The sequence below is a fragment of the Pararhizobium sp. PWRC1-1 genome, from assembly GCF_049897905.1.
Classification (GTDB): domain Bacteria; phylum Pseudomonadota; class Alphaproteobacteria; order Rhizobiales; family Rhizobiaceae; genus Pararhizobium.
This window is the reverse complement of sequence record NZ_JAFCXE010000023.1, coordinates 14629-33161: the sequence shown is the minus strand read 5'-3', so window position 1 is coordinate 33161 and position 18533 is coordinate 14629. Positions and strand designations below refer to the sequence as shown.

The window sequence follows — 18533 nt, the reverse complement described above, 5'->3', positions numbered from 1 at the left end:
GCCGTTACTCTTGGGCGTGGGCGGTCGAATGGCCAAGAAGTTTCTGGATCATGTCCGGTATTCCGCGCGCACGGCCGGTATCGACGGCAACCAGCGTGCTCATGCCGACACGCAGCGGCGGCTTGCCGGCGGTGTCGTCGATCGTCACCCGCATCGGAATGCGCTGCATCACCTTTACCCAGTTGCCGGAGGTGTTCTGTGCCGGCAGCAGCGCGAAGCTGGCGCTGGAGGCCGGGCTGACGCTGGCGACCTTGCCCTTCCATTCGACGCCCGGATAGGTATCGACGGTGATTGTCACCGGCTGGCCCGGCTTCACATAGGTAAGCTCGGTTTCCTTCGGATTGGCCGCGATCCACATGTTCTTGGTGGAGACCAGCGAGAAGGCCTGCTGTGCGGCCTCCAGATAGCTGCCGGGCTGCAGCGCGTTGACGTTTGTGACCACGCCGTCAAACGGTGCCCGCACCGTGGTGTCGTCCAACTGGCGCTGCGCGTCGTCCACGGCCGATTTGGCTTCGAGATAGAGCGGATTCTGCTCGATCGGCTGGTTGGCGTCGCCACCGAGCTGCGCCAGCGTCGTTTCGGCCTGGGCCTTGGCAACCGTCACCTTCTGTTTGGCGGCGTCGAGATCGTGCTTGGCCTAGTCATAGGTTGCATGCGACGCGGCAGCATTGGTGATCAGGGTCTGCTGCCGGTCGAAAGCGGTCTGGTAATAGGGAATGTCGGCGTCGACCTGGGCAATCCGCGCCAGGGTCTGGGCATAGCTTGCTTTGAGGTTCAAAAGTTCGTTGCGGGAGGCGGCGAGCTTGGCCTCGGCCCCTTCCAAGGCGATGCGGAACGAATCCGGCTTCAGCTGAAACAGAATCTGGCCAGCCTTGACCTCTTCGTTCTCGTGGACGTTGACCGAGGCAACCGTGCCGGCGACGTCGGTCGAAACGCCGACCATGTCTGCCTGCAGATAGGCGTTGTCGGTTTCCATGATCTGGCCGCCGGTGACATAGAAGTAGCCGCCGGCAATCAGCGCGATCGGTAGCAGTGCAAACAGGATCGGCCGCTTCAGGCTGCCGCGGCGGCGAACGATGCCGGCGGCAGGAGCGGGGTCGGCTGATGCCGGTGGCGCGGTGGTTATCTTTGCTTCGGCCGTCACGCCTTCGGATGTTTCGGGGGTTGTGACATTGGCATTGGCGGGTACGCGGAGGGTGTCAGCCATGGTGGGTTTCTTTATCGGCCGGCGCACGGCAGGCCTGCAGGAGGTTGGATTTCATTAGGTCGAGAATGCCGACGAGTTTTTCACGGTCCTCGTCGGGAATGTCTTGCAAGGCTTCGGAACGCGTCGCGTCACCGATGGCGCGCATGTCGGACAACAGTCCGCGGGCAAGTTCCGTGGTGTAGAGCAGCGAAATACGGCGATCTGTCTCATGCCGCCGCCGCTCGACGAAGCCGCGTTCGACGAGCTTGTCGAGCACCCGCATCAGGGTGATCGGTTCGATTTCCAGGAGCTCGGCAAGGCCGCTTTGATGAATGCCTTCATTGCGGGCCAGATAGGCGATCGTCTGCCATTGCGAGCGCGTCAGGCCCATGTGTTTTGCGCGTTGTTCGAAACGCTTGCGCAGTAACCGGGCGACGTCGTGAAGCAGAAAACCCAGGGTAGGGGTAAGGTTCATGGAGGGAGTGCCATATCATTAGCATACATAATATAAGCAATCTTATTTGAATGTTCGAACCTGCGCAACTGGCCATGTGTGCGTTGCGTCATTGCTGCTGTCACATCTCGGTGAATGCGCCGACCGGTCTCCCGCCCGCCCCCTCCTGTTTGATGCGCATCGATGTTCCACCTTGCCATCGGCCTCCTCTCGGCTTAGCTCTCACCCCGACACGCAACCGGATTCCCCATGCCGCACAAGGTTTCACTTTCCCGTCTGAAGCTCAGCGATTTCCGCAACTATGCGGGACTGTCGCTCGATCTCGACACTCGCCATGTGGTGCTGACCGGCGAGAACGGTGCGGGCAAGACCAACCTGATGGAAGCCGTCTCTTTTCTTTCACCGGGGCGCGGACTGCGCCGTGCCGCCTATGCCGATGTGGCGCGGGCCGGCGCCGAGACCGGCTTCTCCGTGTTTGCAGAACTGGAGGGCATGGACGGTTCCGTCGAGATCGGCACCGGTACGGCAGGCACTGAGGAAGGCCAGACGCGCCGCCTGCGGTTGAACGGCACGACGGCAAAGACGGTGGACGAGTTGCTTGATCATTTGCGCGTGCTCTGGCTGACGCCGGCTATGGATGGTCTGTTCACCGGCGGTTCGGGCGACCGCCGCCGGTTCCTCGACCGGCTTGTTCTGTCGCTCGATCCCGAACACGGCCGACGCGCCACCGATTACGAGCGTGCCATGCGCGGCCGCAACAAACTGCTCTCGGAAGGACGCCCCGATCCGGTCTGGTTGACAGGCCTTGAGCGGCAGATGGCCGAATTGGGCATCTCGATGGCGTTGGCGCGGCAGGAAATGCTCGGTCTTTTGGTGGGGCTGGTCGATAAGAACCACGAAGGTGGCGTCTTTCCGGCGGCCGATCTGGCGCTGTCCGGCTTTCTCGACGGAGAATGGCATCGCCCGGCCTTCGATCTGGAAGAGCAATATCTGGAGATGATGAGGGCTGGCCGCTACCGCGACGCCGCAGCCGGCCGCACGCTGGATGGCCCGCACCGCAGCGATCTGTTGATCCGTCACCGTGCCAAGAACATGGAAGCAGCGCGCTGCTCGACCGGCGAGCAGAAAGCGCTTCTCGTTGGCCTAATCCTCGCCCATGCCCGCCTGGTCGGCAATATGACTGGCCATGCCCCGGTATTGCTGCTCGATGAGATCGCCGCCCATCTCGACGAGGGCAGACGGGCGGCGCTGTTTGATCTGGTCGATGATCTCGGCGGTCAGGCTTTCATGACCGGCACGGACCAGTCGATGTTTTCAGCTCTTGGTGACAGGGCGCGTTATCTCACCGTTGCCAACGGCACCGTTTCCGGGTGAGAGTTCGATATCATGAGCAAGCAACCTCTGAATTCCGAAGAAATCCAGCGTTACGCCCGCCACATCATCCTGCCTGAAATCGGCGGGGCGGGGCAGCAGGCGCTGAAGGCGGCGCGGGTGCTGGTTATCGGTGCCGGTGGTCTTGGCGCGCCGGTCCTGCAATATCTCGCCGCCGCCGGCGTCGGCACGCTGGGCATCGTCGATGATGATGCGGTTTCGCTGTCGAACCTGCAGCGGCAGGTCATCCACGGCACCCCGGATATCGGCCGCACCAAGGCCGACAGCGCCACGGATGCGCTCCATCGGATCAACCCGCATGTGGAAGTGATCCGGTACGTGGAGCGGCTGGAGGCGGCCAATGCCGAGGCGCTGTTGTCCCGCTATGACATCGTCGTTGATGGCTCCGACAATTTCACCACCCGCTATCTCGCAGCCGATACGGCGGAGCGCCTGGAAATCACCCTGGTAACGGCTGCCGTCGGCCGCTTCGATGGTTCGCTGACTGTTCTCCAGCCGTGGAAGACGTCGGCCGATGGCCGCCTGAACCCGGGCTATCGCGATCTCTTTCCAGAACCGCCGCCACCGGGCGTCGTTCCCTCCTGCGCGGAAGCCGGTATTGTCGGCGCGCTGACTGGCGTTCTCGGTACATTGCAGGCTATGGAAGTCATCAAGATCATCACCGGCGCCGGCGAACCGCTGATCGGCCGTCTTCTGATGTATGACGGGCTGGCCGCACGGTTCGAGACCATCAAATACAGCCGGAAGACGCGATGAACCTTGTGCCGATCGATGAAACGTTCGGCGATTGGGACGCGCTTCTGGCGCTCATCCTCTCCTCCTTCTCCTATATGCTGCCCCGCATCGATCCGCCATCGTCCGCCCTGCAGCTGACGCTTCAATCGCTGATGGAAAAGGCGAGGGTGGAAAAGGCCTATGCGGCGGTTGAGAACGGTAAATTGCTGGGCTGCATCTTCTGCAAGCCGGAACCGCCGGATTGTCTCTATATCGGCAAGCTTGCTGTCGCTCCGGATGCACAGGGCAGAGGCGTCGGGCGGATGTTGCTGCAGGCGGCCGAGACCTATGCCGCCGAATGCGGGCTGTCCTGCCTGCGCCTTGAGACACGGATCGAGCTTATAGAAAACCACCACGTTTTCGCGAAATGGGGCTTCGTCCGGATTGCGGAAGGCTGCCATCCCGGCTTTGCCCGTCCCACGTACGTCGAGATGCGCAAAATGCTCTGAGGGATCAATCCCTACCGGGCAAGACACGGTCCGGCGGACGATGTCCGTCAAAGAAGGTGCGGATGTTGATCACCACCTTGTCGCCCATGTCGATACGGCCTTCGAGCGTCGCCGAACTCATATGCGGCAACAGCACGACCTTGCCTTCGCTGGCAAGCTTGACCAGCTTCGGGTTGACCGCCGGTTCGTTCTCGAACACGTCGAGCCCGGCTCCGGCGATCTTGCCTTCACGCAGGCATTTGATCAGCGCCACCTCATCGACGATACTGCCCCGGGCCGTGTTGACGATGTAGCTGGTCGGCTGCATCAGCGCCAGCCGCCGTGCCGAGAGCAGGTGGTATGTCGCAGGCGTCGATGGACAATTGACCGAGACGATATCGACCCGGGCGAGCATCTGGTCGAGGCTGTCCCAATAGGTCGCCTCGAGCTTTTCCTCAGTCTCGGTGCTGACGCGATGGCGATTGTGGTAGTGGATCGACAGCCCGAAAGCTTTGGCGCGACGGGCAACGGCGGTGCCGATCCGGCCCATGCCGACAATGCCGATGCGCTTGCCGGAAATGCGGCGCCCGAGCATCCAGGTCGGCGACCAGCCGGCCCATTCACCCTTGCGGTCGGTCAGGATATTGGCCCCTTCCGTCAGCCGGCGCGGGACGGCGAGAATGAGTGCCAGCGTCATGTCGGCGGTGTCTTCGGTCAACACGTTCGGCGTGTTGGTGACGGTTATGCCGTGGCGCGCGGCGGCATCGACATCGATATTATCGACGCCATTGGAAAAGCTGGCGATCAGTTTCAGATGTGGCCCGGCCTGTTCGATCAGCGCGGCGTCAATCCGGTCGGTGAGGGTCGGAACAAGCACGTCGGCCCGCTTCACTGCCGCCACGAGTTCCGGTTGCGTGCGCGGTGTGTCGTCGATGTTGAGCTCAGCGTCGAACAGCTCGCGCATGCGCGTTTCGACGACATCCGGCAGTTTGCGGGTGATGTAGACCTTGGGTTTTTTCTTCGCGGTCATTGCTGCCTGCTTCGCCTTGTTGACGGGTTTTTAACCAAGATGAGTGATCGTTCTCCCTGCAGTTCCATTTTCTACCAGACCCGGTGGGGAAGACAAACAAAACTCGAGATGTTCCCAGACGATTTGCGTGTCTTCTACGGGGTCGGTCAGAGATTTAGCTGCAAGCTTCTGAATCTTTTTGGAAAATGGATTTCGTCATGCGTCAGTTCCTTTCCAGGCTCGCTTTCGCCACCGCAGTTACCCTGTCCCTCGTCGCGATCGAGGCAGCACCGGCATTTGCCCAGGCGGCCAAAGGTGCCAGCGGCCTGCCGTTGCCGCGCTTCGTCAGCCTGAAATCCAAGAGCGTCAATCTGCGTGTTGGCCCCAGTGTCGATTATGCCGTTGCCTGGCGTTACCTCAAGTCGGGTGTGCCGGTTGAAGTGACCCAGGAATATGACAACTGGCGCAAGATCCGCGATGCTGATGGCACCGAAGGCTGGGTCAATCAGGCGCTGCTATCGGGCGACCGGACGGCTGTTGCTGCCCCGTGGATGCGCGGCAAGGGCGAGGGCGTTTTCGTCAACATGCGGCGCGATCCGCAGGCGGGCGGTGCCATCGTCGCGCGGATCGAGCCTGGCGTCGTCGTCCATGTGGGCGAGTGCAACGGCGAATGGTGCCGCGCCGAAGCGCAAGGCACCGATGGCTGGATTTCACAGGGTGAAATCTGGGGCGCCTATCCGGGCGAAGCCTTCAAGTAAGGCCCCGCCCAAACGGGATTACGTCTACATAGCTTTTTGACGAGAAGAGTCGGTCATAGCAGACCGGCTTCCTTTGCTGCGGCAGAGAGCGATATCATCGGGCGTGGGCCGACCTGTTCGATGACGATGCCGGCCGCAAGGCTGCCAAGCTTGCCGCAATCGGCCAATGTCCGACCCGTCGTATAACCATGCAGGAAGCCGGCGGCGTAAAGATCGCCCGCACCCGTTGTATCAACAACGCGGTTGACGGTGGTTGCTTCGATCTTGACCCGCTCGTCGCCCTTGACGACGATCGAGCCTTCCTCGCTCAACGTCACCGCGGCCAGCTTGCAATCCTTGGAGATCATCGACAGAGCGTGCTCGAAGTCTTCCGTCTCGTACAGTGCCAGGGCCTCGGCGCGGTTGGCAAAGACGATATCGACGGTGCCGGAGCGCATTAGCTCGAGGAATTCTGCCCGGTAGCGATGGACGCAGAAGCTGTCGGACAGCGTCATCGCCACTTCGCGGCCGTGCTCGTGGGCAATGCGGGCGCATTCGCGGATCGCGTCCTTGGCTAGCGGCGGATCCCAGAGGTAGCCCTCGAAATAGGTGACGGCCGCGTCCGCGACCACGGACGGTTCCACATCGTCCGGTCCAAGCTCGACGCAGGCGCCGAGATAGGTGTTCATCGAGCGTTCGCCGTCCTCGGTGACGAAGATCATTGAGCGGGCGGTCGGCGGAAGATCGGCAAGCGGTTTCGTTTCGAAATGCACGCCCTGGGCACGAATGTCATGGGTGAAGATTTCACCCAGCTGGTCGTTGGCGACCTTGCCGAAATAGGCGGCCCGGCCGCCCAGGTTGGCAATGCCCGCCGCCGTATTGCCGGCGCTGCCGCCGGAAGCCTCCAGTGCCGGCCCCATGCGCGAATAGAGCAGCTCGGCCCTGTCGGCATCGATCAGGTTCATCGCGCTCTTGATGATGCCGTTGTGGACAAGGAATGCGTCGTCGCAGCGCGCAATGATATCCACAATCGCATTGCCGATCGTGAGCACGTCGAATTTTGTCATCCGGAAACCGCCTGGAATGTTTGTGTCAGTCGGTGTGCGGTAATAGCGGATTTCCGGCAGTTTGGAAGAGGAAAGCGAAAAAGAGCGGTCACACGCAAATTTTACTTGATATAGGAAACGATCATTTCCTATATGGCGTGCATGGAAACCACAGCCGAAACACCACAGGACCAACGCCCGCGCGGCCGCCCCCGGGAGTTCGATACCGATGTTGCCCTGGAGCGCGCCATCGATGTTTTTTCGGTTCGCGGTTATCACGGGACGTCCATCAGCGATCTTTCGGATGCGATGCAGTTGACGCCGGGTAGCATCTACAAGGCCTTCAAGGACAAGCGTGGCATCCTGCTCGCCGCCTTCGACCGCTACCGCGTTCTGCGCAGCACGAAGCTAAGGGCCGCGATTGCGCCGTTTCCGTTCGGGCGTGACAAGATCAGGGCGGCCCTACGGTTTTACGCCGAGGCGGCTCATGGGGAACTTGGCCAGCGTGGCTGCCTCGTCATTGCGACGGCAGCGGAACTGGCCGCCTCCGATCCGGTTGCCGCAGAGCGCGTCGACGTCGCGCACGCAACCAACGAAGCTGTCATGAAGGACTGCATTCTGCTCGGCCAGTCGGATGGATCGGTATCCACGAGCATCGATGCCGACGATACCGCACGCGCGCTGCTGTGCCTGCTGCAGGGCATGCGCATTGTCGGGAAAACCGGCCGCAGCCGCGCTGAGATGATGGCGGTCGCCGAAGTGGCGCTGAAGTTGCTCGGCTAAACACTGTGATGTCTTGAGACCTGGATCTCGAGACTTGGATACGGAGACGACCGTGACCAGTATTGCAAGCCGGGCTGACATTGCATCTGAACCCGAGGCTATCGAACCCAAGGTTATGTCATCATCGATGATGTTCCTTCTGGCCGCTGCCTGCGGCCTGATTGCCGCCAACCTCTATTACGCGCAGCCCCTAATCGGCCCGATCAGCGCGTCGCTTGGCCTGTCTCCAGGGGCTGCAGGATTGATCGTGACGCTGACGCAGATCGGCTATGGCCTTGGCCTTCTGTTGATCGTGCCGCTGGGCGATCTCTTTGAAAATCGCAAGCTGATCCTCTCGGTCATGGCGCTCGGAACGGTGGCGGTGGTCGGTGCAGGCCTTGCCTCGACGCCGCTGCCGTTTCTGGCCTGGGCGTTTTTCATCGGGCTTGGGTCCGTCGCCATCCAGATCATCGTGCCCTACGCGGCACATATGGCACCGGAGGCCCATCGCGGCCAGGCTGTCGGCAATGTCATGAGCGGCCTGATGGTCGGCATCATGCTGGCGCGCCCGGCCTCGAGCTTCATCGCCGAGTTCCTGCCCTGGCATATGGTCTTCTTCATTTCTGCCGGGGTTCTGGTCGTTCTAGCCTTGGTTCTCGCTCGCGCGCTGCCGCCGCGCGTTCCGCAGACGGGATTGAGCTATGGCGCCCTGCTGGCTTCTATGGGCAGATTGGTCGCAACCACGCCCATCCTGCGCCGACGGTCGCTGTATCACGCCTTCATGTTCGCCGCCTTTAGCCTGTTCTGGACAACGACGCCGCTGCTGCTGTCGGGGCCGGAATTTGGCCTGTCGCAGGGGCAGATTGCGCTGTTTGCGCTGGCAGGTGCCGCCGGTGCCATCGCCGCGCCCATTAGCGGGCGTCTTGCAGACAAGGGCTGGAGTTTTCCGGCAACCCGCCTATCGATGATCTCTGTCGCGGCCGCCTTCCTCATCACCCATATCGCGCCGGCCGGGTCGATGTGGGCGCTCGACCTTCTGACCTTTGCTGCGATCCTGCTGGATTTCGGCGTCACCACCAATCTGGTGCTTGGCCAGCGCGCCATCTTCATGCTCGGCGCCGAATATCGCAGCCGCCTGAATGGGCTTTACATGGCCACCTTCTTTGCCGGCGGTGCCGTTGGCTCGGCGCTTGGCGGCTGGCTTTATGCGCAAGGCGGCTGGTGGGCCGCCTCGATGCTTGGCTTGGCACTGCCGGTCTCGGCGCTCCTTTATTCGCTGACGGAGCGCAGACCGGTTACGGCCCGCGCGTGATCAGGCCGGCAGCACGGGCGCAGTATACTGCGCCGCAAATTCCGCCGTTGGCGGGATCGGCTTGATCACGTCGATCAGTACGCCGTTCGGATCGACGGTGATGAAATGCCGCTGGCCGAAATCTTCATCGCGCAGCGTTAGAAGGATCGGCAGGCCCGCCGCCTGGAACTCTGCATAAACGGTATCCGGGTTTTCAACTTCGAAATTGAGCAGAAGCCCGGACACTGCGCCGCGCGCGCTTTCCGGGATCGTTTCGTGGCTACCATCGAGAATGGCCAGCGTCACATGCTCGTTCTCAATCGACTGCAGATGAATGTACCAGTCGACCGTAAACAGCGCTTCGAAGCCGAAATGCCGGACATAGAATTCTGCCGTGCCCTGAACGTCGCCGGTCATGATGACGGGATAATAGCTGGTGATTTTCATGTCTTTTCCTCCGTGCTAAATTATCATACAGTCTGTATGTTTTGTAATTAACATACATGCAGATTGTATGTAAAGGTGAAAAATGCGACGCAGCAATAAGGAACGGACCGAAAGCATGCGCCTCGCCCTGATGGCAGCGGGGCGCGCGCTTTTTGTTGAAAAAGGCTATGCCGACACGGCGACCCCGGAGATCGCCAGCGCCGCCGGCGTGACGCGCGGCGCGCTCTATCATCATTTCGAAGATAAGAAGGCGCTGTTTGCAGCCATCGTCGCAGAGGAGGCACGGCAGGTGGGCGTTGAGATCGAGGCTAAAGCCGCCGGATCCAGCAATGCCCGCGACGCGTTGCTGCAGGGCGCACGCGGCTATTTCAATGCGATGGCTGTGCCCGGCCGCACGCGGCTTCTTTTACTCGAAGGTCCCGCCATTCTCGGCCTTCACAGCTTGCAGGATATCGATGCTGAGCATGTCGAGGGGAGTTTGAAGGCGGGTCTGGAAGATTTGTTTGCGGCAAACGGCAGGGATACCACGCTGCTTGATGCATTCGCCCAGCTTCTGTCCGCATCTTTTGACCGCGCAGCACTCGCCATCGAAGCGGGTGGCAGGCGCGAAGACTACGAGACGGCAATCACCGCCCTGATCGATGGCATTTCCATCAGATGATCTGAGCCGGCAGCTCGACCAGCGGTGCCGGCATTTCGCTGGTCTTTTCGGCCGCCTTGCAGATATCAGCAATGACGCAACGCTGGCATTCCGGCTTGCGCGCCTTGCAGCAGTAGCGCCCGTGCAGGATCAGCCAGTGATGCGCATGGTAGAGATAGTGATCGGGGATGATCTGCATCAACTGATGTTCGATCTCGTCCGGGGTCTTCCCCGGTGCCAGACAGAGCCGGTTGGCGATGCGGAAAATATGCGTATCGACCGCCATGGTCGCTTGCCCGAAAGCCATGGAAAGCACCACATTGGCGGTCTTGCGGCCGACGCCGGGCAGGGTGATCAGCTCCTCGCGGGTGCGCGGCACCTCGCTGCCGAAGTCGGCGATCAGCTTTTCGCTGAGCGCAATGACGTTCTTCGCCTTGTTGCGGTAAAGCCCGATGGTCTTGATATGCTCGCGAACCTGCTCCTCGCCGAGTTCGACCATTTTTTCCGGCGTGTCGGCAATGGCGAAAAGCGCCCGCGTCGCCTTGTTGACCCCCGCATCCGTCGCCTGTGCCGACAGTGCCACCGCAACGACCAGCGTGAACGGATTGACATGCTCCAGCTCGCCCTTCGGCTCGGGGCGCTGGATCGAGAAACGGCGGAAAATCTCCTCGATTTCCGCTTTGCTGTAGATGGTTTTCGGCTTTGTTTTGGCGCGGCCGGTTGTCGCGGATTTTGCTTTCGCCGGCTTGACTGCTGATTTTGGCTTCACGTTTTTCATGATGCATCTATAGTCATTCGCCATGAACGATGGCAACGCCGAGATATGGAGTGAGGAGCAGCCGGTTTTCGCCGCCGAGCTGACGCCCCATCGTTCGCTTGGGATCGGGGGCTTCAAGGTTTTCCTGCTCATCGCCGCCCTGATGAGCCTTGTCCATATCTTCGTCTTTGTGGTCATCGGTGCCTGGCCGATCGTCTTTTTCTTCGGACTGGATTTCCTGCTGCTGTTCGGCGCCTTCTGGCTGAACTGTCGTTCCGCCCGCGCCCGCGAGGAAATCCGCGTTTCGCGCACCGATGTTTCCGTGCGCAAATTCAACCCGGCTGGCCGGATGACCGAGCACAGGTTCAACCCCTTCTGGGCGCGGTTCAACATTTCCCGCCACCAGGAAATCGGCATCGTCTCGATGCAGCTCAGTGACCGGCAGCGCACCACCGATATCGGCTCCTTCCTCAACCGTGATGACCGCGAAACCTTCGCCGCCGCTTTTTCCGGTGCCTTGGCGACGGTGAAACGCCGATAGATCAAGAATCGGGTGGCGATGGATCACTCGGAGTGATTATCTCTGGTCTCAAGGAGATACCTTCATGGATATCAAGACATCGATTCCCACCGATATCACGCCGCACGGCAGCGATTACGAAACCGTCAGCCGCGTCGTCGAATTGCTGACCGAGAACTATCGCGATCAACCGTCTCTCGACGCCATTGCCAGCGATCTTGGCCAGTCGCCGACGCAGCTGCAGAAGACATTTACCCGCTGGGCTGGCCTGTCACCAAAGGCGTTCCTTCAGGCCGTGACGCTCGATCACGCCAAGCGCCTGCTGCGTCAGGAAGAACTGCCGCTTCTGGAAACCAGCTTCGAGCTCGGTCTGTCCGGCCCGTCGCGCCTGCATGACCTGTTCGTCACCCATGAGGCGATGTCGCCGGGGGAATGGAAGCTGCGCGGTGGTGGGCTGACCATCCGTTACGGGTTCCATCCATGCCCGTTCGGCGTGGCACTGGTGATGGTCACCGATCGCGGCCTTGCCGGTCTTGCCTTCAACGATGCCGGCGATGAGAAGGCCAGCTTCGAGGACATGGCCAGCCGCTGGCCGAATGCCCAGTTTGTTGAGGACAGTGCAGCCACCGCCGGTTATGCGGCCCGTATTTTCGATGCCAGGGAATGGAATGCGGAAGAACCGTTGCGCGTCGTGCTGATCGGCTCCGATTTCCAGATCCGTGTGTGGGAATCGCTGTTGAAGATCCCGATGGGCAAGGCCGTCACCTATTCCGACATCGCCTGCGATATCGGCCAGCCCACCGCCTCACGGGCCGTTGGTGCTGCTGTCGGCCGCAACCCGATCTCGTTCGTCGTCCCCTGTCACCGCGCGCTCGGCAAGAGCGGTGCTTTGACCGGCTATCACTGGGGCCTCACCCGCAAGCGGGCCATGCTCGGCTGGGAGGCGGGCAAGGTCTGACATGAAAAGGGCCGCTTGCGCGGCCCAATCTTCATCTACTGAACACTTGGTGCTCAATGCGCGCCGGACATGTCGCCGAGTACTTCCTTGGAAGCGACGGTGGAATCCGCCTTCAGCTTGTAGACCATCGGCACGCCGGTCGCGAGGTTGACCGAGAGGATCTGTTCCCGGTCCAGCCGGTCGAGAACCATCAGCAGCGAGCGCAGCGAATTGCCATGGGCGGCAACCAGGACCTTTTCTCCGGCCAGCACGCGCGGCAGGATGTCGGTCATGTAATAGGGCCAGACGCGGGCCCCGGTGTCCTTCAGGCTTTCGCCACCCGGCGGTGGTACATCGTAGGAGCGGCGCCAGATGTGCACCTGCTCTTCACCCCATTTGGCGCGGGCATCGTCCTTGTTGAGACCGGACAGATCGCCGTAGTCGCGCTCGTTCAGCGCCTGGTTCTTGATGGTCTCCAGGTCGGGCTGGCCGAGATTGTCGAGGATGAGTTTCAACGTGTGCTGGGCGCGTGTCAGAACCGATGTAAAGGCGACGTCAAACTTGATGCCGTAGTCCGCAAGCGCCTTGCCGCCGGCATTGGCTTCCTCAATGCCAAGCGGGGTCAGGTCGGGATCCTTCCAGCCGGTAAACAGGTTTTTCAGGTTCCAGTCGCTCTGGCCGTGACGCACAAGGACGAGGGTGCCGCTCATAGAAATTCCTCCGGGGAGTTTAGGGATCAGGACAGCCCGAGCACGTCGAGCATGGAATAGAAGCCGGGTTTCTGGTTGCGTGCCCAGAGTGCGGCAGTAATGGCGCCCCGGGCAAAGATTGCCCGGTCGGTCGCCGAATGGGACAACGTCACCTGCTCGCCTTCACCGGCAAGGATGACAGAGTGCTCGCCAATGACGGAGCCGCCGCGCAGCGTGGCAAAACCGATGGCGCCAGTGACACGGGCGCCGGTATGGCCATCGCGCACCCGCACGGAATGTTCGGCAAGGCCGATCTGCCGGCCCCTGGCAGCCGCTTCGCCAAGCAGCAATGCCGTGCCGGACGGCGCGTCCACCTTGTGCTTGTGGTGCATTTCGAGGATTTCGATATCCCAGCTTTCCGGACCGAGCGCGCGGGCTGCCTGTTGCGCCAGCACGCCGAGAAGGTTGACGCCGAGGCTCATATTGCCGGATTTGACGATCCGGGCGTGCCGTCCGGCCGCCTTGAACTTCACCTCGTCCTCCGCCGAGCAGCCGGTCGTGCCGATGACATGGACGATGCGGGCCTGCGCGGCGAGCCCGGCAAAATCCACGGAAGATGCTGGCGCGGTAAAGTCGAGCACGCCTTCGGCCTCGACAAAGGCTTCGAGCGGCTTGTCGGTGATCACGACACCGGTCGGTCCAAGCCCGGCAATCTCGCCGGCGTCCCGGCCGATGAAGGCGGAGCCCGGGCGTTCGACCGCGGCAAAGACGGTGGCGCCCGGCATGGCATGGATGGTGCGGATCAGCGTCTGGCCCATCCGGCCTGCGGCCCCGACCACCACCAATTTCATGTCTGTCCCGCTCATGCCAGCCTCATTCCCTCAGATCAGTATTTCGGCGTCCGCGACCGGTTGTGATCCCGCCGTCGTGCCTTGCAGATTGTGCAGGCGAGCGTAGAGGCCGTCACTGCGCTGCGCAAGCGCCTCATGGGTGCCTTCCTCGACAACGATCCCGTCCTTCATGACGATGATCTTGTCGGCATTGACCACAGTCGATAGACGATGGGCGATGACCACGACGGTTCGGCCACTCATGGCGTAATCGAGTGCCTTTTGCACGGCTGCTTCCGATTCCGTGTCGAGTGCAGACGTCGCCTCGTCGAGAAGCAGGATCGGCGCCTGGCGCACCAGGGCGCGGGCGATCGACAAACGTTGACGTTGGCCGCCGGACAGGGTCACGCCGTTTTCGCCAACCGGCGTGTCGTAGCCTTGATGCTGCATGGTGATGAAGTCGTGCGCGTAGGCAAGCTTTGCGGCTTCCTCGACCTCAGCATCCGTCGCCTCGGGACGGCCATAGCGGATATTGTCGCGGATCGAGCCTTCAAACAGATAGGGCTGCTGCGAAACATAGGCGAGCCCGTTGCGCAGCGACTGCTTGGTAACATGGGCAATGTCCTGCCCGTCAATCAGGATCTCGCCGCCAGAAGGATCGTAGAAACGCGGAATGAGGCTGATGACGGTCGATTTCCCGGCCCCGGATGGCCCAACGAGCGCCGTCGTCTTGCCGCCCTCGGCGACGAAGTTGACACCTTTGAGAATATCGTCGCCCTGCGCGTAGCTGAAACGTACGTTCTTGAATTCGATCTTTGCCGCACGGAGCACAAGGTCGCGGGCATCTGGCAGATCCCGTTGATGCGGCACGGTGTCGAGGATTTCATAGATCATCCGCGCGTTGACAACGGCGCGCTCCAGCGAGACCTGAAGCCTGGCAAGACGCCGTGCCGGATCATAGGCCATCAGCAGCGCAGTTACGAAAGCAAAGAAAGCGCCGGGCTGTACACCGTTATAGATCGAGCGGAAGGCGGCATAGGCCAGCACGCTGGAAATTGCGAAACCGGCGAAGGTTTCCGTCATCGGCGCGGTGCGTTCACTGAGCCGGGCAATGCGGTTGGCGCGGTTTTCGGCACGGTCGATGATCGACTCGACCTTTTCTTTCAGCTGCTTTTCCATCGTAAAAGCCTTGACGATGGTGATGCCCTGGATGGTTTCCTGCATGGCGCCGAGGACGTGGCTGTTGATCTCGACGGCTTCGCGCGTTGCTTGCCGCAGCCGTCGCGAGATATAGCGAAGGCCAATTAACAACGGCGGCGCGATGACGAAGACGATCAGCGTCAGCAGCCAGTCCTTGCTGATCATTACGCCGATAAGCGCCACCAATGTCAGGAAATCGCGGGCAAGCGAGGTGACCGTCATGTTCAGCACGTCGCGGATGCCGGACACATTCTGGCTGATCTGGGCGGAAATACGGGCGGAGCGGGTATCGCTGAAATAGCCGACGCTGAGCGCCATCAGATGCGCGTAAAGCCGGCGCTGGTAGCTTGCGACAATGCTGTTGCCGATCTTCGACAATGCCACAGCTTGGCCATAAGTGGCAAAGCCCCGAACCACGAAGGCGAGAAAAATCGCCCCACAGATATAGAGAACGATGTCAGCGCGCTTGTTGGCAAAGGCTTCGTTGACGACCGATTCCATGATCCAGGCGGTAAATGCCGTGGTGCCGGCGACGAGGACGAGGCAGGCGATTGCAAAAGCGTAACCGCGCAAATGCGCACGGCCGTTTTCGGCGATAACACGCTTCAGAACACTGGTAATCGTCTCGCGATCGACGGCAGGCAACTTTGCTTTGGCTTGTTTCAAGCTGGTTTCCTTAAAACCCGGCGCGTGCTTTAGGGCGCCTTATTTCACCGGGCTCTATAGTCCCTTGATCCCCGTTTGGCGAGTCTGGCGGCTGACAGGGGCTCAAGTTCTCCAGCGGCGTCCCTCAGTTGCCACACCGAAGCGCGCCGGTGTGCGCGAATAAGCAGCAAGACCGGACAGGGCCGCGGTGGGGTGAGTAACCACAAAAGTCGGAATGGTCTTCAGCAGCGCGGAATGCGGCGCCTTGTCCTCGAAAGCCTGGCGGAACTCCGGTTTTTTCAGCGCCGGCAGGATTTTTTGCGAAATGCCGCCGGCGAGGAACACGCCTCCACGCGCCATGAAGATCATCGCCATGTCACCGGCGACGCGGCCGAGATAGGTGGAAAACAACGAAATAGTCTCTACCGCCGCCTCGTCGCTGCCGGCAAGTGCATTGGTGGTCACTGCTGCCGGATCGGCAAGTTTCGGTTCCCATGCTTTTGATTCGCAGACGGCGCGGTAGATGTTCACGATGCCGCGGCCACACAGCAGTTGTTCGGCGGAAATGCGTCCCTCGATCGGCTCGAGGAATGGCCAGATCTGATAGTCGCGCTCGGTGCGTGGACCTACATCCACATGACCGCCTTCGCCGGGAACCGGAAACCAGGTATGCTGCGCATGGACAAGGCCCGCAACACCAAGGCCCGTTCCTGGCCCAAGCACAGCGCATGAGGCGGATTCGAGGATTGTGCCGGGGCCGATCTGTTCGCGGCCTTCGTCGCCGATCGAAGCGATGGCGAGCGCCTGCGCCTCGAAATCGTTGATGATGATCACATCTTCCAGCGAAAGCGCCGTCAGCATGTCTTTCGGCTTGATCACCCAGCCGGCATTGGTCAGCGGTATCTCATCGCCCTTGACCGGGCCTGCCACCGCGATGATCGCCGAGCGCGGCTGAACCGAAGTCTTGTCGAGAATGCTGGTCTGCAGCGCTTCCTCAATGCTGGCGTAACTGGTCGTCGGAATGATCGGAAAGAGCTTCGGCTCGGCAAAGGCGTCGAGGAGCAGCGCGAACCGGGCATTGGTTCCGCCGATATCGCCGATCAGGATCGGAAAGGTGAGGCCGCTGTCGGTATCTGGGAGCGTGGGCATGGAGGGTTCCGTTATGATCGTGCGACTGAAGGCTGTTAAGAGCTGTATCAGGGTTGGTTGAAGTCGATCAACCGTTCTGCGGTCGCTCGGTCTAGCGCCATCGGAATATCGTAGACGGTGGCAAGCCGCATCAGCGCCTTGACGTCGACATCATGCGGCATTGCAGTCAGGGGATCGACGAAGAAAATCAGCATCTGCACGTCGCCGGTGGCGATCATCGCGCCGATCTGCTGGTCGCCGCCAAGCGGGCCGCTCTTCAGCCGGATCACATCAAGGCTGGGACAGGCCTCCTGCACCCGGCCGCCGGTAGTGCCGGTAGCGACAATTTTCCAGCCGGCAAAGACGGCCTCGTTGGCCTGAGCAAACGCGGCTATGTCGTCTTTCTTCTGATCGTGCGCAATCAGCGCCACGCATGTCTGGCTGGCCATCACAGAACTCCCGGCATCACGCCGACCAAGAAAAGTCTCGAATTAAATCGATTTGATTTTCTCTACAGCACTGCTCGGCGGTTGAAAAGCGCCGAAAGTTTCGGCGCCTCAAGCCTATTGCGTGGCAGGACGGGCCAGGGGGATCGGAACGTCATTGTCCGGCAGGTCACTGTTTGCCGTGTGGATTGCCTGCTGGATTGCCGCATCGCCGGGCGTTGGCTGCGGCGCCACGTAAGCCGAGCCGAAAGTGGCCGACTGTTCCGAGGCCGCAGGCGCGGCCAGCAGCGCCGTGCAGGCTTTCGGCAAGTCAGCCAGGGTCGTGAAGCGTGGTTTCACCGGCTTGGCATTCGGATCCTTTTTCGGTGCGGCCCAAGGTTCCTTGGTGAACCACCAGGCAAGCGACTTGTCGCACCCGTCGCCGCTGGCGACCGGGGCCTGCGCCTTGCAGCTCGGCGTACCCGGCGGGCAGAACATGCGAATATGGAAATGTTCGTCATGGCCATAGACCGGGCGTACCTTGCCGAGCAGGTCGCGGTCACCGGTCCAGGTCTCGCACAATTTCTTCTTGATCGCCGGGTTGACGAAAACACGCTCCACCTGCGGATAGCTTGCCGCCTGCATCACCAGCTTGGCGTGGGTCGGCGTCCAGCGGGCAGGGTTCACGGTCAGGAACTTGCTCTTGTCGAGCATCGAGATGAACGGCATGTCCTCGCGCGTCTGCGCGGAAAGCGACTGCGCAGGCTTGGGCTGAAACCAGATATCCGCGTCGAGCCCGATCTGGTGGGAGGCGTGTCCGGTAATCATCGGCCCACCACGCGGCTGGGAAATGTCGCCGATCAGGATGCCGGATCCCCATCCAAGCCGAACCGCATCCTGAGAGAATTTTTCCAGCAATTGGATCATCGCCGGATTGCCCCAGCGGCGGTTTCGCGACAAACGCATCGCCTGCCATGTCGGCCCGTCCGTCGGGATCGCCACGGCGCCGGCCATGCAGCCCTTGGCATAAAATCCGATCGGGTTCGGCGCGGCTTCGCTCGGAAGCTGGACCTTGCCGAAGATCTGCTTTGCAGGCGTATCGTCAGCCGCTGCTGCATCGCCTGCAACAAGGCTCAGCCCGATCATCCCAACCAGCGCGACCGATCCCAGATGCCGAAGAAAGCCTGCATGTTTCGGTGTCATATACCGTCCGTTTCCTGATAACGCGTGGCGATC

General features: G+C 61.2%; 20 protein-coding genes and 1 pseudogene. 9 read left to right on the top strand and 12 right to left on the bottom strand.

All coding sequences use genetic code 11. The features are described from left to right. Positions 1-4: 4 nt before the first annotated feature. Both ACP7E0_RS27435 and ACP7E0_RS27430 read right to left on the bottom strand, forming a co-directional pair. A pseudogene (locus ACP7E0_RS27435) lies at positions 5-1207 on the bottom strand (HlyD family secretion protein). Beyond that, positions 1200-1661, bottom strand: coding sequence for a MarR family winged helix-turn-helix transcriptional regulator (locus ACP7E0_RS27430; RefSeq protein WP_426129608.1), 462 nt, complete (start codon positions 1659-1661; stop codon positions 1200-1202). The pseudogene ACP7E0_RS27435 and the gene ACP7E0_RS27430 overlap by 8 nt, the downstream one beginning before the upstream one ends. A gap of 228 nt (positions 1662-1889) precedes the next feature. Between ACP7E0_RS27430 and recF the strand changes: the two genes are divergently transcribed. From recF to ACP7E0_RS27415, 3 genes are read left to right on the top strand one after another with little or no spacing between them, the layout of a single operon-like run. After that, on the top strand, positions 1890-3014 hold the full coding sequence (gene recF, locus ACP7E0_RS27425; RefSeq protein ID WP_426129606.1) for a DNA replication/repair protein RecF: 1125 nt from the start codon (positions 1890-1892) through the stop codon (positions 3012-3014). Between the two features lie 12 nt (positions 3015-3026). Beyond that, the gene (gene moeB, locus ACP7E0_RS27420) at positions 3027-3788 is read left to right on the top strand and encodes a molybdopterin-synthase adenylyltransferase MoeB (protein ID WP_426129605.1); all 762 of its coding nucleotides are present in this window, start codon (positions 3027-3029) and stop codon (positions 3786-3788) included. After that, on the top strand, positions 3785-4255 hold the full coding sequence (locus tag ACP7E0_RS27415) for a GNAT family N-acetyltransferase (protein WP_426129603.1): 471 nt from the start codon (positions 3785-3787) through the stop codon (positions 4253-4255). Before moeB ends, ACP7E0_RS27415 begins: the two co-directional genes overlap by 4 nt. Positions 4256-4259: 4 nt before the next feature. On the opposite strand, the gene ACP7E0_RS27410 is transcribed toward ACP7E0_RS27415, so the two are convergent. Continuing rightward, the gene (locus ACP7E0_RS27410; RefSeq protein WP_426129601.1) at positions 4260-5264 is read right to left on the bottom strand and encodes a 2-hydroxyacid dehydrogenase; all 1005 of its coding nucleotides are present in this window, start codon (positions 5262-5264) and stop codon (positions 4260-4262) included. Between the two features lie 197 nt (positions 5265-5461). Here ACP7E0_RS27410 and ACP7E0_RS27405 point away from each other — a divergent pair, with 197 nt between their 5' ends. Further along, positions 5462-6001: an SH3 domain-containing protein gene (locus tag ACP7E0_RS27405; RefSeq protein ID WP_426129599.1), complete on the top strand. Its 540-nt coding sequence runs from the start codon at positions 5462-5464 to the stop codon at positions 5999-6001. A 53-nt stretch (positions 6002-6054) separates the two neighbouring features. On the opposite strand, the gene ACP7E0_RS27400 is transcribed toward ACP7E0_RS27405, so the two are convergent. Then, on the bottom strand, positions 6055-7047 hold the full coding sequence (locus ACP7E0_RS27400; RefSeq protein WP_426129597.1) for an adenosine kinase: 993 nt from the start codon (positions 7045-7047) through the stop codon (positions 6055-6057). A 141-nt stretch (positions 7048-7188) separates the two neighbouring features. On the opposite strand from ACP7E0_RS27400, the gene ACP7E0_RS27395 reads away from it, so the two are divergent. Together ACP7E0_RS27395 and ACP7E0_RS27390 are read left to right on the top strand one after the other, a co-directional pair. After that, positions 7189-7809, top strand: coding sequence for a TetR/AcrR family transcriptional regulator (locus tag ACP7E0_RS27395; protein ID WP_426129595.1), 621 nt, complete (start codon positions 7189-7191; stop codon positions 7807-7809). 115 nt (positions 7810-7924) lie between these two features. Further along, positions 7925-9100 (top strand): MFS transporter, encoded by a 1176-nt coding sequence (locus ACP7E0_RS27390; protein WP_426129729.1) that lies wholly within the window; start codon positions 7925-7927, stop codon positions 9098-9100. On the opposite strand, the gene ACP7E0_RS27385 is transcribed toward ACP7E0_RS27390, so the two are convergent. Further along, a complete protein-coding gene (locus ACP7E0_RS27385; RefSeq protein ID WP_426129593.1) occupies positions 9101-9526 on the bottom strand; it encodes a VOC family protein in 426 nt (141 codons plus the stop codon). Positions 9527-9608: 82 nt separating this feature from the next. Between ACP7E0_RS27385 and ACP7E0_RS27380 the strand changes: the two genes are divergently transcribed. After that, a complete protein-coding gene (locus tag ACP7E0_RS27380) occupies positions 9609-10187 on the top strand; it encodes a TetR/AcrR family transcriptional regulator (RefSeq protein WP_426129591.1) in 579 nt (192 codons plus the stop codon). Here the strand turns inward: ACP7E0_RS27380 and nth are convergent. Beyond that, positions 10180-10944, bottom strand: coding sequence for an endonuclease III (gene nth / locus ACP7E0_RS27375; RefSeq protein WP_426129589.1), 765 nt, complete (start codon positions 10942-10944; stop codon positions 10180-10182). The genes ACP7E0_RS27380 and nth overlap by 8 nt on opposite strands. A gap of 22 nt (positions 10945-10966) precedes the next feature. On the opposite strand from nth, the gene ACP7E0_RS27370 reads away from it, so the two are divergent. Continuing rightward, positions 10967-11464, top strand: a complete 498-nt coding sequence (locus tag ACP7E0_RS27370; protein WP_426129587.1) for a DUF2244 domain-containing protein — start codon at positions 10967-10969, stop codon at positions 11462-11464. Between the two features lie 64 nt (positions 11465-11528). After that, on the top strand, positions 11529-12401 hold the full coding sequence (locus ACP7E0_RS27365) for a methylated-DNA--[protein]-cysteine S-methyltransferase (protein WP_426129585.1): 873 nt from the start codon (positions 11529-11531) through the stop codon (positions 12399-12401). 53 nt (positions 12402-12454) lie between these two features. On the opposite strand, the gene ACP7E0_RS27360 is transcribed toward ACP7E0_RS27365, so the two are convergent. The 6 genes from ACP7E0_RS27360 to mepA form a co-directional block, all read right to left on the bottom strand. Next, positions 12455-13090 (bottom strand): 2,3-bisphosphoglycerate-dependent phosphoglycerate mutase, encoded by a 636-nt coding sequence (locus ACP7E0_RS27360; protein WP_037103805.1) that lies wholly within the window; start codon positions 13088-13090, stop codon positions 12455-12457. 26 nt (positions 13091-13116) lie between these two features. After that, complete coding sequence (gene dapB / locus ACP7E0_RS27355; protein WP_426129582.1) at positions 13117-13935, bottom strand: 4-hydroxy-tetrahydrodipicolinate reductase; 819 nt, start codon at positions 13933-13935, stop codon at positions 13117-13119. A gap of 15 nt (positions 13936-13950) precedes the next feature. Then, a complete protein-coding gene (locus tag ACP7E0_RS27350; RefSeq protein WP_426129580.1) occupies positions 13951-15765 on the bottom strand; it encodes an ABC transporter ATP-binding protein in 1815 nt (604 codons plus the stop codon). Positions 15766-15867: 102 nt separating this feature from the next. Then, entirely contained in the window at positions 15868-16893 is a 1026-nt protein-coding gene (locus tag ACP7E0_RS27345) for a glucokinase (RefSeq protein WP_426129578.1), read from the bottom strand. A 47-nt stretch (positions 16894-16940) separates the two neighbouring features. After that, positions 16941-17321 (bottom strand): methylglyoxal synthase, encoded by a 381-nt coding sequence (locus ACP7E0_RS27340; RefSeq protein WP_426129577.1) that lies wholly within the window; start codon positions 17319-17321, stop codon positions 16941-16943. Between the two features lie 114 nt (positions 17322-17435). After that, positions 17436-18500 carry a penicillin-insensitive murein endopeptidase gene (gene mepA / locus ACP7E0_RS27335; RefSeq protein ID WP_426129575.1) on the bottom strand — a complete coding sequence of 355 codons (1065 nt, stop codon included), beginning with the start codon at positions 18498-18500 and terminating at the stop codon, positions 17436-17438. Positions 18501-18533 lie beyond the last annotated feature (33 nt).